Genomic DNA, 15,250 nt, shown 5'->3' with positions numbered 1-15,250 from the left:
AACGAAAGACCAGATAAAGATCAAGCCTTGCCCCAGCGCTTGAGGAGCGTTGTCGCCATGTCGGCGGGGGAATCGGAAACGGCAATGCCACATTCAGCCAGGATGCGCTTCTTCGCGGCTGCGGTGTCATCCGCCCCACCAATGATGGCACCTGCATGTCCCATGCGACGACCGGCGGGTGCGGTCGCACCGGCAATGAAGGCAGCGATCGGCTTCTTGCAGTTTTCCTTGGCCCACAGACCGGCTTCGACTTCCGCCGTGCCACCGATTTCACCGATCATGATGATCGCCTCGGTCTCGGGATCGTCGTTGAACATCTTGAGCACGTCCAGGTGGTTGGTGCCATTAACCGGGTCACCGCCAATGCCGACGCAGGTGCTCTGGCCATAGCCACGAGTCGTGAGCTGCCACACCGCTTCATACGTGAGCGTGCCGGAACGGCTGACGACGCCGACGTTGCCACGCTTGTGAATGTAACCAGGGGCGATGCCGATGCGGCAGCCGCCTTGGGATTTCTCGCCGTGGCCGGGAGTCACGAGGCCGGGGCAGTTGGGGCCGATGAGGCGGGTCTTGCTGCCTTTCATGGCGGCCTTCACCCTGACCATGTCATTGACTGGAATGCCTTCGGTGATCGCCACCACGAGATCGAGACCTGCGTCCACACCTTCCAAAATCGCGTCAGCAGCAAACGGCGGAGGAACAAAGATCACACTCACCGTCGCACCGGTTTCACGAGCGGCTTCAGACACCGTGTCAAACACCGGTACCTTCTTGCCGCTATGCTCAAACACCTGCCCGCCCTTGCCCGGAGTCACCCCGGCAACCAGTTGCGTGCCATAGTCGATCGAGGCCTTGGCATGTCGTGAGCCGAAGTCGCCAGTGATGCCTTGAACTAGAATGCGGGTGTCGGTTTCAACAAGAATGGCCATCGGAGTAATTCAGTAAGTTTTTTTGGGGGGCTCGAAGGAGCCGGGCATCATAGAAGTCTCGTCCGCTGCGTCAAGGCGACGGCGGAACATTCTCAGATCAACCCCCACAGTTTCGGCAGAAAGACGATCATTCCGAGCGCCAGCGCGGCCAGCGCAGCAACCAGCACTCCTGCGGCCGCCGCGTCCTTGACCCGGCGGATCGGCTCCTCCCGCTCCTTGGTGACGCGGTCTGCCAGCGCCTCGATCGCCGTGTTCAGCAGCTCCGCCGCCCACACGAGCCCTGCCGCTAGCACCACCGCGCACCACTCCCAAGTTTCGATCTTCAATCCCACACCAAAGACGACCACGAGGCCCGAGGCAATCGCATGCGCCTGGAGATTGCGTTGCGTCTTCAGCGCCCACCACAGTCCGGCCCACGCAGGTCCGAAACTGCGGGTCACCGAGGCAAGCCAGTTGAACATTCCAAAAAAGATCGGCTACTGGGTACCGCCAATGGGAGTCTCGGCTGGCGTCGGCCCCGCCTCAGGCTCCGAGACGTCTTTGACGATGGACCGGAAGTCCTTCAGCCAGCCCATGGCGTCTGGATGACCTGGGTAGTTCTGAATTATCTTGAGCATGTCCGCCAACGCATTGATCGCATTCACATTGTTGGACACCAGGTAGTTGTTCTTAGCCCACTGCATGCGCGGACCCTCGTCTTTGAGGAACAGATTGAATTCAGTCTCGCTCATCAAAGCTTTGCGCAACGCCACCTCGGCGTTGATTCGGGCATCCCATTGGGCCGACAATTCCGTCGGCTTTTCTGAGAGATAATATGGCAAAATGACCTTGGAATAGATTCCTTCCACATCGAGCGGGCGATAGTCCCAATCCTTTTTGTCGAGGTGATCTCCGAGCTGGTAGGCAGTGGCGAACTCCGATCCAGTCACTGCCTGGCGAAGCACGCCCGTGAGATCCGCTCCGGGTCCGCCGCCGCCACCACCTCCGCCGCCTTTGCGTCCACCACCTCCCTTGGGACCCGCGTCTTTGTCAGATACGGCACCAGAGGCCGAGTGCTTGGTCGATCCCTGCACCGCCGTTATGGCCTTGCCAATAAAAGCCTGCAAAGCCGTCACCAAAGGAGCCATTTTCTTCATTTCCTTGATGTCTTGTGCCTGGATGGAGAGCACCAGATACTCCAGCTGCAGCAACAGCGCCTTTTTGAAATCGTCATCCTTCAAACGCGTCTCATTGCGATCACGCCAGTCCGTAAAATCCGATTGTTTCAGGTTCTTGCGCTCGAAGTGCTCCAGACGATAGCAGTCCAGATAGAGGGCCAGCGCCGCAGAATCACTCGCCATTCCTTCACGAAACTTGGTCAGCGCTGCGCTGAACAATCCACTGCGCCCCTGCCCGATCTGCGCCTCGATTTTTTCGAGCTCCTTCAAGATGTGCGCCGTTTGCGCCGGAGTCAGGACAACCTTCGGAACCGAGGGGGTAGCGGGCTCCGTCTCCGCAGTCTCGGGAGCAGCCGTTTGAGCGAAGACGCAGGGGGCCAGCAACAGAGCCAGCAATGACAGGAGGCAGGTGGGTTTCATAGTTGGAGGAGGCAATAAACACGGCAAAACGCGGATAGGATCACGAAAAATCTTTATCCGCGAAAATCTTCCTCACAACGGCCCATCCCCGCACAAACTTGGACTTGGCGGCGTAATCCATCCGTATATCTGTTTTTCCCCCAGCCCCATGACTCGCGCCGCCATCCTCCTCGCCCTGCTCTCCCTGTTCACCACGTCCCTGATCGCAGGAGACCAGCCGGTTGCCTACATCGCCGAGATGACCGGCATGGTCTGCGCAGGCTGCAAGGACCACGTCACAGCCTCCTTCACCAAACTAGACGGCGTCTCAAAGGTCCAGATCATTCCCGGCGACAAACCGGGCACCCAAAAAGTCACCGTCACCTCCAGTTCGAGTGCACTCACCAAAGAGCAGGCGGTCGCCGCGCTCGGCACCTCTGCCTCCACCTACATCGTGCATACTTGGAAGAAGTCGGAGCAACCTGCCAACTGAAGGGCAAAATCACTTGCCTGCGCTTCCACCTGCGCCACTATCCGCGCTCTCCTTTTTTCGAGGAGACTTTTTGGACAGGTGTCAGAGTGGTCTAATGAGCACGCCTGGAAAGCGTGTGTACCCTAATCCGGTACCGAGGGTTCGAATCCCTCCCTGTCCGCCATTTCGCTATACCCGGCCGCTGCGAGGTCTGGTGAGCTGCGTCTAAAGGCCGCGCGCCTCAGATCATGCCGAGCTTCATCTTGCCCTCGACGCTGATCATGCCCTGGTTCCACGCGGGATCCCAGACGAGCTCGACGGCGGCGTCATCCATGTCCTCGATGGTCATGATGCGGCTCTGGGCATCGGCGGCGATCGTGGGGCCCATCCCGCAGCCAGGAGCAGTCAGCGTCATTTTGACGAGGGCCTTGTTTTTGCCCTCACCATCGGTTTCCACCTTGCAGTCATAGACGAGGCCGAGATCGACGATGTTGACGGGGATTTCGGGGTCATAGACGTTCTTGAGCTGGTTCCACACCTGGCCTTCGAGATCGGTGATGTCCGCCGGAATGTTGGAAGAAGTGCCTTCCTGCTCCTTTTTAGCGGCCTCGGGATCAATGCCCAGCGCATCAACATCTCCGGCTTGAATGCGGGCGAGTCCGAAGTCCGTGGCAACGGTGTAGGTGCCGCCAAGGGACTGTGTGATGATGACCTTCATGCCCATGGGCAGCTTGATGAGATCGCCGCTGGGAATCTGGACGGCATCGACTTCGCGTTTGAGTTCGAGGGAGGAGTGCATGTTTTAAAATGACTAATGACAGAATGAGGAATATCGAATGACCAGACTACTGGCTGGTGAGGACGATCTTGATTTTACCCTGAGTTTTGCCAGCTGCGGTGAGGGCGTCGGCGAGGGTGCCTGATTGATCGGCGGCGACAACGGGTTCGGAGAGCCCTTCGGGTTTCTTTTCAGCTTCGAGCGCAGCACGCAGGGCGCCTTCGACCATCTGGCCGCAGTGAATTTTCATCGGTGGCAGCGGACCGAGGGGCTTGCTGAGTTCCTCTGCTGAGAGGGAGAGCGCCTCTTCCTTCGTCTTGCCTCGAATCAGTTCGGTGGCAATGCTTGCAACGGCAATCGCGGTCTGGCAGCCAAAACTCTGGAAACTGGCCTTGTCGATGACCTTCTTGCCGTCCTTCTCTTTGTATTTGATCCACATGCGGACCATGTCGCCGCAGTCCGGACTGCCGACGGTGCCCACGGCATCGGCGTCGGGCATTTCACCGAGGTTCTGGGTGTCGGTCAGGGCTTGCTGCAGGGCTGCTTCGTCCATGGCGTCTTAGTCTTCGATTTCGATACGATAACGCGGCAGGCTGGGATCAATCTCCTGGCTGTAGGCATCGATGCCACCAGCGAGGCACTTCGTTTCCGCAAAGCCATGGCCGATGAAGTAGGCGGCGGCATCCAGCGAGCGGGAGCCGGTATGGTCGTAGAGTACAATTGGCTTCGTCTTGTCGCCGCTGGTGAAGATCTCCTGCACGAGTTCCTGTGTCAGCAGGCGAGCGCCGGGAAGCTTCACCGCGTCATGCTCCTCACGGGTGCGTACATCGAGGAGAACGACATCGGGTTTGCTGCGACGGAGCAACTCGAAGTCCTGCGGGGAGATCTGAAGGGAGACGTCGCCCTGATGACTCTCCTGAATGTGCGCCACTGCCTCGGCAACCGGGATGTTTTCATTCCGCTCGCAGACCTGGGCGAGCGTCTCCCCCGGTTGAAAACCGCAACTGCGGCAGCCGCCGATGTGATAGCGGGCAAACAGCGCCCGCTGCGCGCCAGGATAGGCCTGGAGCACCTGGCTCATGGTCATGTCGCCAGTCAGGGGTGGAAGTTCAGAAGGCATGGGAGAAATGAATAACGAATGCGGAAGATCGGAGGACGACAGCCGAAGACCCAATTTGGATCCATTGAGCTTTTCGGACGATCCTGAGCGCGTGAGGCATGCCATAACGGCAAAACCATCCAATGCAAGCCGCAGGCCCGGCCCAAACTCGGAAGGCCCGGCCGGGAGGCGCACCCACCCGCCGCATTCGTCGTTCGACATTCGTCATTCCGCGTTCACCTTGGCCGCCATGCCTAACGCCCATGAACCTCGCATCCCGGTGCTGCCGACTCTGATGACGGCGGGCAACATTCTATGCGGCTTTGTCGCCATCCTGCAGATTTTCGACGGACGGCATCTCGACGACCACATGCATTACCACTATGCGATCGTCTTCATCCTCCTGGCCTGCCTTTTCGATGCGCTGGACGGACGTGTGGCGCGCATGGGCGGCACGGAAAGTCCGTTCGGCCGTGAGCTGGATTCGCTGGCAGACATCGTCTCTTTCGGAGTGGCCCCCGCCCTTCTGGTGCATGACATCGTGCTCAAGGAGATCGACACCCCCAAGGGACTCGGCTGGCTGATCTCCTGCATCTATCTTGTGTGCGGAGCGATGCGCCTCGCACGCTTCAACTGCCTCGCCGCCCTCGACGTCAAGAGCAGCAACACCAGCTTCCGCGGCTGCCCGATTCCGGCGGCGGCGGGCGTGATCTCCTCGCTGACGCTACTGATCATCTGGCTGGACAGCAATGAGAAGGAGATCGGCAACTGGAAGTATGCGCTGGCGGGCCTCATGGCACTGCTGTCCTACCTGATGGTGAGCAGCCTCGAATACCCGAGCTTCAAGGCGGTGAACTGGCGCACGAAGCGCTCGTTCCACTGGGTGCTCATCAGCATTTTTGTCGTCGCCTTCACGGTGATGAACTGGCACTGGATGCCTGCGGTGCTGTTTGTCAGCTACCTGCTCTATGGTCTCGCGCGCCCATGGATCTCGCGTAAATGGCGGCAGGAGATCGAGATCGAGGCAGAGAGCGCCGAAATCGACCCCGAGGTGGAAACGCTCGCCCTCAACGGCGAAGAGGACGAGCCAGACCTGCCCAACCACCGCGGCAGCGGCGACAGCACCGCGCACGTCTGAATCGAAACAAATCCGTTTCCCAAACGCACACCATGCGTAATGGAGGGCCTCCCTCCTCATGGCAGACTTCTATCAGCACGCGCGCGTGCCCACCCTTCATCACCTCGCTCACGCGGACAGTTCCGAGCGTGAGGCCGAGATGCTGGACTGGGCACGAGACAAGCCGGTTGCGCTGCTTCTGCCCGCGCTCTATGCGGAATGCGAACGCCCGGCGCTTCCACGCATTCTGGAAGAGGTTTCCCAGGCCGGACATGTCTCTGAAGTCGTTCTGACCATGAACGGCATGAACGCCGCCGAGCATGAACGTGCCCTGATGCTCATCCGCAAAAACCTTCGCGGCAAAAGGGCCCATGTGCTCTGGAACGACGGGCCGCAGCTCGCGCAGGCCTATTTGCGCATGGATGAGGCCGGACTGGCCGGCCCCCACGCCGGCAAAGGCTCAAACATCTGGATGGGCGCCGCATATCTGCACGCACGCGGCTTTGATGGCATCATCGTCAGCCATGACACCGACATCCTGAACTACAGCCGCGACCTGCTGTGGAGACTGTGCTACCCCCTGCTTCATCCGGGCATGGGCTACCGTTTTGCCAAAGGCTACTACAGCCGTGTGTCTGACCGTCTGTTCGGCCGCGTGACACGGCTGCTGATCTTCCCTCTCGTGCAGGCCTGCCGCGACGTGCTGGGTTCCAAACCGCTCCTCGAACATCTCGACAGCTTCCGCTACCCGCTCTCCGGAGAATTTGCCGCTGACATGAAGGCGCTGGAATGTTTCTGCCTGCCCGGAGGATGGGGGCTGGAGATTGCCATTCTCTGTGAGGCCTTCCGCCACCTTCCCGGTGAACAACAGTGCCAGGTGGATCTGGGCTTTCACTTCGAGCACCGCCACCGCAGCCTGTCACACGACCAGATCGGCGTAAACGAACCTGGGCTCATCTCCGCCGCGGCCGATGTGGCGCGCTGCCTCGCTTTTCAGGTACTTCGCGAAGCTGAGCCACGCTCCGCAGAAAGCCTGATGCGCCGGATCATTGAACGCTATCGTCCGCGCGCCGCTGAGTGGCTCCAGCGCTACGAGCATGTCGCTCTGCTCAATGGTCTGCGGCATGACATCGACGAAGAAAATGCCGCCGTGACTGCCTTTGGCCAGGCACTCGACCGCCTGCTCCAAAGCCTGAGCGAAGATGTTCTTCACGTCCCGGCCATGCGCGAAACGCCCGCCAAGACCCTGGCCAAAATTCCGGGACTTTCTGAGGAGATCCTGGCGAGCGCTGCAGAAGTGTGAGGAACATGCCATCAAGCTTGCTTCCGCTACACACAGTGCCTAGAATTTCATCACCCGAGACAACCGGTTCCACTGGCAGGATCCGTAAGGGCATTCCACCAGCTGTGCCGCCTTTGCATGAAAAAGACACCCAAGCGTTCTGCAGCCGGGCAAAAGTCAGCGGCCAAGTCTGCAACGTCGTCGAAAAAGAATAACCGTCAGCCCGTCGATCCGGACACCCAGTTCTCCCCCTTTTACGACCAGGTTGGCGCACCACTCTTCACCATTGTGGTGGAGTCTAGGAATCAGCTGCGCTTGATCGCTGCAAACCGTTGTTTCCTCAGCGCGTCAGGAATGCGGCGCGCTCAACTGATCGGAAAAAAACTTCAGGAGTTTATTCCTGAGCCCTCCTGCAGTCGCATCGTCAAAATGTGTCGCGAGGCTGTTCGCTCGGTGCGCCCGGTGAGCTGGGAAGAGACCTATGTCCATCCTCTGGAGACGAAATACGGAGAGATCTCCGTAACTCCCGTCGTGGATAAAACAGGCCGCGTGACACACCTCACCGGCATCGTCAATGACGTCACCCAGCGAAAACGCTCCGAAATGGCACTGCACGATAGTGAGGAGCGTTATCGCCGCATCGTGCAAACCGCCGAGGAAGGCATCTGGTCCATCGACGTGCGTTCCCTGACCGACTACGTCAATCCCAAGATGGCGCAGATGATGGGCTACGAGGCCTCTGAAATGATCGGCAGGCCGATCGACGATTTCCTCGACGACGAAGGACGCGCTCTACTGACGGGACATATACGCCGTCGGAAAAAGGGCGTCTCTGAACAGTTCGAGTTCAAATACGTGCGCAAAGACGGCTCCTACCTGTGGGCCTTTGTATCCACCAATCCCATTACCGACTCCAGCGGCGCCTACGTGGGCGCCATCGCCCTCCTCACAGACGTCACCGCACGTCGAAAGGCCGAAGCTGAAATGCGTGAGAGTGAAGCGCTGTTCCGCGTGATTTTTGAACAGGCCGCGGTGGGCGTCACCTTGACTGACAGCACCACAGGACGCTTCCTCCGAGTGAACCAGCGTGCCTGCGACATCGCGCGTCTCACACGCCATCAGATGCTGTCATCGACCTTCATGGACATCACTCATCCGGATGACCTGCAGCTCAATCTCGACAACATGAAGAAACTCAGAGCGGGAGAGATTTCGACCTTCTCGATGGAGAAGCGCTACCTCCACCCTGACGGGGACATCACCTGGGTAAACATCACTGTCTCCCCGATGTGGAAACCTGGCGAACCTCCCGCCCGACTCATCGCGGTAGTGGAGGACATCGGCGAGCGCAAAAAGGCCCAGCTCGCGCTCGCTCGCACCAGCGATCTGCTGGAGCGCACGGGAGAAATGGCCAAGATCGGCGGCTGGGATCTGGACCTTGCCACCATGAAACTCTTCTGGTCCCAAGAAACCTGTCGTCTTTTCCAAGTTGATCACTTGGCGGCGCCTTCTGTCGACGAGGCCATCCACTTTTATGCTCCGGAGGCCCAGCCCATCATCCGTGCAGCGCTGGAGCATGCGATCGAGTACGGCACCAGTTACGAGCTGGAGCTTCCCGTGATCTCGGCCAAAGGCCGCCCCTTCTGGGCGCTCTCCCAGGGCTCCGCCGTCAAGACGGATGGCAAAGTGACTGCACTGATCGGAACGTTTCAGGACATCACCCGGCGCAAGCAGGCGGAAAAAGAACTGCTGGAGAGCGAGACGCGGCTTCGAGCCTTCTTTGAACAGGCCTCGGTGGGCGTGGGCATTCTCGATGGCCAGACCGGCCGTTTTCTCGAACTCAACCAGCGCTACTGCACCATCACCGGCCGAACCCGCAGACAATTGCTCGTCAGCACCTTCGACCAGATCACCCATCCGGACGATCGGGCCGCCAATATGCATTTGAAGCAAAGACTGTCAGCCGGTGAGATATCCGAATACTCTCTCGAGAAACGCTATCTCCTGCCGGATGGCTCTGTCATCTGGGGCAATGTACGCGTCACGCGTATCGCCTCCGAAGGCGTACATACCGGACAGCATCTCTCCGTGGTCGAGGACATCACCGAGCGCAAGAAGGCGGAGGCCAATTACCTGCGGGAACAGGAGTTCAATCAAATCCTGGTCAACCACACCTCCGTCATCATCGTGCTTCTCGACCACGAAGGCCACATGGTGCACGTCAATGACGCCACCGTGAACATTCTTGGTTACAGCCGGAATGAACTCCTCAACCGCACCCCCTGGGAGGTCGGAATCATGAGGGACGCCGAGATCACACGCGCACGCGAACGACTCGTGCGGCTTTTTAGCGGCGAATACAACCCACCCCGGGAGGCGGTGCTCTACGCCAAAAACGGCAGGACGCATACCGTGGCGCTTTCAAGCATCGCCACCCGGTCGAAGGATGGCGCCATTGACCGGATCATCGTCACAGGCACCGACCTCACCGAGCGCAACCGTCTGCAAAATGAGATCCTCAGAATCTCCGAACAGGAGCAGGCCCGCATCGGCCACAACCTCCACGATGGTGTCGGTCAGACGATGACCGGGGTCGCCACGCTGATGGAAGCCTTGGAAAGCGAGCTCAGAGGCGATCAGAAGGCGAGTGCCAGTCGCATTCTCCAGCTCCTGCAGGAGGCCATTCAGGAAGTCCGCCGCATGTCACACAGCCTCTCACCGGCTTCGGTGAAGAACCGCGGCCTCGGTGGAGCGTTGCAACTTCTCGCTGAGACCATCCGCACCAACCACCGCACACATTGCACCTGTGAAGTCCAGTCAGACATCTGCATTGATGACCCCGAGAGAGAGACTCACATCTACCGCATTGCACAGGAGGCTGCGAACAACGCCCTGCGGCATGGCAGACCCAAATCAATCCGAATCTCCTTCAAGCGTCTCGATGAGCTCCAATGCGAACTCAAAGTCGAAGACAACGGCTCCGGTCTCCTCAAGAGGAACGAAGGCAGCCAAGGGATCGGCATGCGCGTCATGGACTACCGCGCCAACCTAATCGGGGGCAGCCTTGAGATTAAATCCAAGCCGCGAGGAGGAGTCTGCGTCATCTGCCAGTTCCCTTGCGGAGTTTGCCACTCCAATCAATCTCAAGGAAAGAGGGAAAGTCCGTCAATGACTGACCACGGCATCGGCGGAGGCATTTGAGCCGCCAATTGATTGCCGCCTCTAGGTCAAGAAGGTGGCTCGGGACGGAATCGAACCGCCGACACGGTCGGAGCTCTTTCGCGACACGCTTCGAAGATCTCGATTTAGCCCGTATCACTGGGTAAATCACACAAAGCATATCCAGAGTTGCCATATACAGAGTTGCACAAATCACAAAATCACCATTCGTTGAAGAAACAGCTGAAGCTTTGGTGAAGTTTGTGTTGAACATGTACTAAGCCGCCAGCATCTGCCGCAATCCAAACAGCCAGTTTTGGCAGGTTCAGATCTGGTGTTACAACCCCAAAGCTGATCACTCGCACAGCACCATGAAGTCCACCAAATGCACCGATGCAAAGATGGCACAGAAGATCGACGATGAGTTCCATAACTTCGCGTTCACCGCCTCCCCCGATCACGGAACTGTCAGCCTCACCCGCAGACACCTTCCCGAAGTTGTCACCAACATCCTCAGAATCGCCTGCCATCGCCTATGATCGCCACCAATGGAAATGATACTCCAATGAGCCGCTGGACCTCCAGTGAGACCGCATCACACCGAGATCGCTGGAGTCCTATGAAGGACATGTGTGACTGTTCCCCTGCTCGCACGGCAGCAGTAAAACTCGCCGCTCAGCTTCATGGATTGACGCTCTCTCAATGACTGAAACTTCGTCAAGATCAACAAAGCCGCATTCGACCAGCATCCCATGAACCGAAGGGATGTGCATCAGCCACCGGCCATAAGTCACTTCACCTCCACGAGAACACGACATCAATCGCAAGCAGATCGCCGATAGAAAGGACAACTCCTCACCAACAAAGCATTCCATGTCGTCCGCCAAACCACGAACACATTTATCACCAAGGTCGACATCGCACACTCACTGGTCACTCACCACCACAATGCTCCCCTGAAGTATCGGACACTTACACATCCTTGACATCTCCCTGAAAAAGCAAGAAAAACTACACAGGGTGATTGCGCAGAAAGCCATACTTCTCCTGAGCAAAAGACCGTTCATCGCACCGGACCATTAACCAAGCGCTACCTCATGTCAGCCATACCGAGCACACAATGGACGCTAATTTCGCGCGCACGCTCGGTGAATGGTGCCGTCTCCGGGGCGGCGTTAAACCAGTTGTGCGAGATGTACTGGTTCCCTATCTACGCTTTCGTCCGAAGTTCCAATCATGGTGCCCACGATGCACAGGACTTAACCCAGGGCTTTTTTGAGAAAAAGGTTATAACAGGCGAATTGTTTGCCAAGGCCAACCAGACGAAGGGTCGGCTACGCACCCTCGTCCTAGCGGCAGTAAAAAACTTCCTGCACAATGAGTGGACTCGCGAGACGGCACTCAAACGCGGACAAGGTGCCACGCATTTCTCGATCGACGAAGCAAGTGCCGAGGGATGGTATGGAGCAGAACCCATCGAATCGATGACGCCAGACCGATTGTTTCAGAGGAGATGGGCTCTCGCGGTTCTCGACAGCACCATGAAAGCACTTCGAGATGAATATCAGAAGCGCAACAAGCTGGATGTGTTTGAGAATCTCCGAGGGTTTCTCGGCATGCTGCCCCCCGATGCTGAAGAAACCACGAGTGCTCAAGCGGCGGCGAGGCTTGGAATGGACGAAGGTGCTGTGCGCACCGCGATCTCGCGACTGCGCAGACGGTTTCAAGAGATGCTTCGCGATCAAGTGGCCCAGACTCTTGATGACCCGTCGGAGGCCGAGATTAGAGATGAACTATCCGAATTGAATGACTTTCTCTGATCCAAACGCGGAGTGCGCCACGGTCGCTGTCCAGCATCCAATCCGGACATTTGCGCCGGAGGCCCTGCCTCCTTCCCTCACCGATTTGCATCCTCGTCACCTGCTGAAACTGGGCATTGATGCCTACAATGCCCCCCCTTCACCTGAAGGCTGGCACCCTCCAACTGCCGAGGAATTGGAGGAGAGATTTCACAAACAGGGACTGGCTTGGTATACGATCAGAAAAGAGCTGGGCCATGGGGCCATGGGTGCGGTTTACGAAGCTTATCATTTGCAACTGGATGCGAGCATTGCCGTCAAGATCATGCGGCCTGGCTCTGCATTCAATGATCCGCAGTTCCGCAAGAGTTTCAGGGACGAGGCGCGGATCATGTTCAACCTCGAGCACCCAGGGCTTGTTCGGGTGTTTGACAGCGGATTCTTAGCGGGAGGGACGGATACTGATTTCGATGGGAGTGATTCGGGCGACGTGTTCTTCTTTTCGATGGATCTTCTGGTTGGCAACGAGTTGCGCGCGGAGTTTCGCAAAGGACCGCTTACTGAAGAACGTGCCATAGACATTTTTGGCCAGATTTGCGCGACGGTCGCCTTGGCCCACGAAAACAATGTGATTCATCGTGACTTAAAACCGGAGAACATCTTCCTCACGGATTCGGGCGTGGTCAAAGTGCTCGATTTCGGCCTTGCGAGACGGGATGATAATCCTCTAGACAAAGATCACGCTCTTAAGGCTGCCGGAACACCTGCCTATATGGCGCCCGAGCAGCTAAAACACGGAACCGAAGCATCAAAGAAAACTGACGTTTGGGCCTTGGGCATCATTTTGTACGAACTGTTGACGGGGCAACGTCCAGTTCCAGAGACGTGGGATGTTCCGTCGAAGATCAACAACACATCGCAACCCCTTGACGATGTTGTGCGTGGTTGCCTCGAGGAGGCACCCGACCGTCGCTACCAGTCTGCAACCGAGGTCTTGGCTAAAGTGCAGGCGATTGTCGAGGCTCCCCGCATCGCCGAGGAACTGATGGTGCAACGGACGACAAACCGAAAACTACGCAATCGCTTGTGGTTCGCGGTGATCGCCGGTGGCGCGGCGGTCATTGCAGGGGTGCTGGCCATGCATAAACAAGTCGCTGAGGCACGGGCACGTCTTGTCGCCGAACAGACGCGTCAGTCAGCTGAAAGCCTGATTGAGGATATGTTGGGCGATCTCCGTCAACGACTTGAGGAAGTCGGGCGACTCGATCTCCTCGAGAGTGTGACCCATTCAGCGCGGTCCTACTTCGACCATCTTCCTCAAACCGAATGGAATGCATCGAGTTCACGAAACCATGCATGGACGCTCAAGTACTATGCTGATGTCGCCCGCAAACTGGGCCGCACAGAAGACGCTGATAAGGCATACTTTTCCCATGCAGACATGCTGAGGAAACTACATTTTAATTCGCCTCAGCAGACCGAACTGGCGCGTGAATACGCACAGGCATTGGGTGAAGTCGGCAAAGTCTGGGAAACCCGTGGCGACCTGGCCAAAGCGGAGTCGATTTATCGTTCTCAACTTGACCTGCTGAGTGCCGACGAGTCAGCTCATTTAGAGGATGCGCAGACGGCCGTGGCTTTGGCATCCAGTTTGGAAAACATTGGTTTTCTATACTTCAGGCAAGGCAAGACCAGTCAGGCGGAAAAAGCGTTCAACCGGCAGCTTGAAATCTTCCAACAAATCAACTTCCGGGGTGCGGACGATCCTGAAATCCAGCGCAACCTTGCCAAATCCTACGGCAACTTGGGTGACTTCTGGTTCTATGCTGCAGACTATTCCAAGGCGCGCACCAATTACGAGCAGCAGGAACAGTTGTTGGACGATCTTGCCGCGAACTTGCCAGACGACATGCGCATCTTTAACGAACTCGCAATCGCTTGGAACAAGCTGGGCAAGGCGTTTCAAGCACTCAATAAACTGGAGGAGGCAGAAGTGGCGTTCACCCAGTTTCATGACAAGATCAATCATCTGGCGCGCGATGTGGACCCCCATCATCCAGATTACCAACGTTCACTTTCCACCAGCCTCGCCAATCTCGGAGACATTGCTTTCCTTAAAGGTGACTTCTCCATCGCAAAGGGACATTATATTGAAGATTTGCAAATCACCCGCCAACTTGCCAGACAGTTTGTCGACGAATCTTCGCATGAAATCGACCTGGGGATGTCTTGTGTCAACATGGCGAAACTGCTCAAGAGCAGCGGCGATCCGGACAAGTCTCGGCAGTTTTTGCAGGAGGCTAAAGGGATTGCATTGAGAGTCGGCATCAATGCTCCGGGGATCCCTCAACTTGGCAGACTCCAAGCCCGCATCGAAGAACTTGAGAACGAGCGCTGATCTAGGGTTCCTTGGCACTGACAAACTGCGTAAGCCGCTTTCGAATGCGCTGCAGATCCGCCACGTGATCTGTGAAACGTGCATCATTGAGCAGCGCCTCGGTCCAGATTAGGGCATCGCGGTCATGGTCCGCCAGCGACCCGGGAGTCGTCTCCGAGGCAGATGTGAGCAAGTTCTCCGATACGAGTGCATTCGCATTTGGGAAAACACTCGCAAATGCCGTCCACTCTTTTTCAGACCGTGAATTTGACGACAAATATGCTTCCAGACTGTCCCTTTGAGCAGCATCACGGACATCCGCCCTTGCGAAAAAGCCCGCCAGCATTTCCGGCCTCTGTGAGGAAACATCGGACAGCTTGGAGAGTGCTGCCAGCATGACCGCAGGTTCACGCAAGACAAGCCTGTCGAGCGTCAAAAATGCGGCATACCCAAGATCAGCCCGTGTGCGGTCCAGCGTCAGTTGAGCCAGTGTTGGCGTTGCCTCAGTGGCGCCCGCAAAGACCAAGACATCAAAGGCTTCGAAATAACCGGCGCTTGGTTGCGCCTTCCAAACCGGATGTTGAATGAGTTCGAGCGCCTTGGAAGACAGAAATTCACGTGCCGCTCCGGGTTCCGTCCCCCACGCAAAGTTGCGCAGACTTACCGCCCACTCATCAGCGGT

The 15,250-nt window shown here is 57.5% G+C and carries 14 protein-coding genes and 1 tRNA gene; 8 read left to right on the top strand and 7 right to left on the bottom strand.

All coding sequences use genetic code 11. The annotated features are described in order from the left end of the window. Positions 1–20 precede the first annotated feature (20 nt). The 3 genes from sucD to KDL09_RS19720 form a co-directional block, all read right to left on the bottom strand. On the bottom strand, positions 21–929 hold the full coding sequence (gene sucD, locus KDL09_RS19730) for a succinate--CoA ligase subunit alpha (protein WP_294389005.1): 909 nt from the start codon (positions 927–929) through the stop codon (positions 21–23). A gap of 92 nt (positions 930–1,021) precedes the next feature. Continuing rightward, positions 1,022–1,390 carry a diacylglycerol kinase family protein gene (locus tag KDL09_RS19725; protein WP_294389004.1) on the bottom strand — a complete coding sequence of 123 codons (369 nt, stop codon included), beginning with the start codon at positions 1,388–1,390 and terminating at the stop codon, positions 1,022–1,024. Between the two features lie 15 nt (positions 1,391–1,405). Continuing rightward, on the bottom strand, positions 1,406–2,506 hold the full coding sequence (locus KDL09_RS19720) for a hypothetical protein (RefSeq protein WP_294389003.1): 1,101 nt from the start codon (positions 2,504–2,506) through the stop codon (positions 1,406–1,408). 148 nt (positions 2,507–2,654) lie between these two features. Between KDL09_RS19720 and KDL09_RS19715 the strand changes: the two genes are divergently transcribed. Together KDL09_RS19715 and KDL09_RS19710 are read left to right on the top strand one after the other, a co-directional pair. Then, a complete protein-coding gene (locus tag KDL09_RS19715; protein ID WP_294389002.1) occupies positions 2,655–2,978 on the top strand; it encodes a heavy-metal-associated domain-containing protein in 324 nt (107 codons plus the stop codon). Between the two features lie 72 nt (positions 2,979–3,050). Continuing rightward, positions 3,051–3,141: transfer RNA gene (locus tag KDL09_RS19710), tRNA-Ser, on the top strand. 57 nt (positions 3,142–3,198) lie between these two features. On the opposite strand, the gene KDL09_RS19705 is transcribed toward KDL09_RS19710, so the two are convergent. Genes KDL09_RS19705 through KDL09_RS19695 form a run of 3 tightly spaced genes read right to left on the bottom strand, consistent with a single transcriptional unit; the run spans position 3,199 to position 4,855 of the window. Next, entirely contained in the window at positions 3,199–3,756 is a 558-nt protein-coding gene (locus KDL09_RS19705) for an iron-sulfur cluster assembly protein (protein ID WP_294389001.1), read from the bottom strand. A gap of 46 nt (positions 3,757–3,802) precedes the next feature. Further along, the gene (locus KDL09_RS19700) at positions 3,803–4,288 is read right to left on the bottom strand and encodes an iron-sulfur cluster assembly scaffold protein (protein WP_294389000.1); all 486 of its coding nucleotides are present in this window, start codon (positions 4,286–4,288) and stop codon (positions 3,803–3,805) included. Positions 4,289–4,294: 6 nt separating this feature from the next. After that, positions 4,295–4,855, bottom strand: a complete 561-nt coding sequence (locus tag KDL09_RS19695; protein WP_294388999.1) for a rhodanese-like domain-containing protein — start codon at positions 4,853–4,855, stop codon at positions 4,295–4,297. A 229-nt stretch (positions 4,856–5,084) separates the two neighbouring features. On the opposite strand from KDL09_RS19695, the gene pssA reads away from it, so the two are divergent. The 6 genes from pssA (at position 5,085) to KDL09_RS19665 (ending at position 14,589) form a co-directional block, all read left to right on the top strand. After that, the gene (pssA, locus tag KDL09_RS19690; protein ID WP_294388998.1) at positions 5,085–5,972 is read left to right on the top strand and encodes a CDP-diacylglycerol--serine O-phosphatidyltransferase; all 888 of its coding nucleotides are present in this window, start codon (positions 5,085–5,087) and stop codon (positions 5,970–5,972) included. Positions 5,973–6,030: 58 nt separating this feature from the next. Beyond that, on the top strand, positions 6,031–7,254 hold the full coding sequence (locus KDL09_RS19685) for a hypothetical protein (protein WP_294388997.1): 1,224 nt from the start codon (positions 6,031–6,033) through the stop codon (positions 7,252–7,254). A gap of 117 nt (positions 7,255–7,371) precedes the next feature. After that, the gene (locus KDL09_RS19680; protein WP_294388995.1) at positions 7,372–10,434 is read left to right on the top strand and encodes a PAS domain S-box protein; all 3,063 of its coding nucleotides are present in this window, start codon (positions 7,372–7,374) and stop codon (positions 10,432–10,434) included. 329 nt (positions 10,435–10,763) lie between these two features. After that, the gene (locus KDL09_RS19675; RefSeq protein ID WP_294388993.1) at positions 10,764–10,931 is read left to right on the top strand and encodes a hypothetical protein; all 168 of its coding nucleotides are present in this window, start codon (positions 10,764–10,766) and stop codon (positions 10,929–10,931) included. A gap of 558 nt (positions 10,932–11,489) precedes the next feature. Next, positions 11,490–12,212, top strand: a complete 723-nt coding sequence (locus KDL09_RS19670; protein WP_294388992.1) for an RNA polymerase subunit sigma-24 — start codon at positions 11,490–11,492, stop codon at positions 12,210–12,212. Then, positions 12,199–14,589, top strand: a complete 2,391-nt coding sequence (locus KDL09_RS19665; RefSeq protein ID WP_294388990.1) for a serine/threonine-protein kinase — start codon at positions 12,199–12,201, stop codon at positions 14,587–14,589. The genes KDL09_RS19670 and KDL09_RS19665 overlap by 14 nt, the downstream gene beginning before the upstream one ends. Before the next feature lies 1 nt (position 14,590). Here the strand turns inward: KDL09_RS19665 and KDL09_RS19660 are convergent. Further along, positions 14,591–15,250 (bottom strand): hypothetical protein (locus KDL09_RS19660; RefSeq protein WP_294388988.1); only part of this gene is annotated, 660 nt, incomplete at its 5' end.

The sequence above is a fragment of the Prosthecobacter sp. genome, assembly GCF_020439865.1.
In the GTDB taxonomy this organism is placed as follows: domain Bacteria; phylum Verrucomicrobiota; class Verrucomicrobiia; order Verrucomicrobiales; family Verrucomicrobiaceae; genus Prosthecobacter.
The sequence above is the reverse complement of the archived record's forward strand: the minus strand, read 5'-3'. Positions and strand labels throughout refer to the sequence as shown.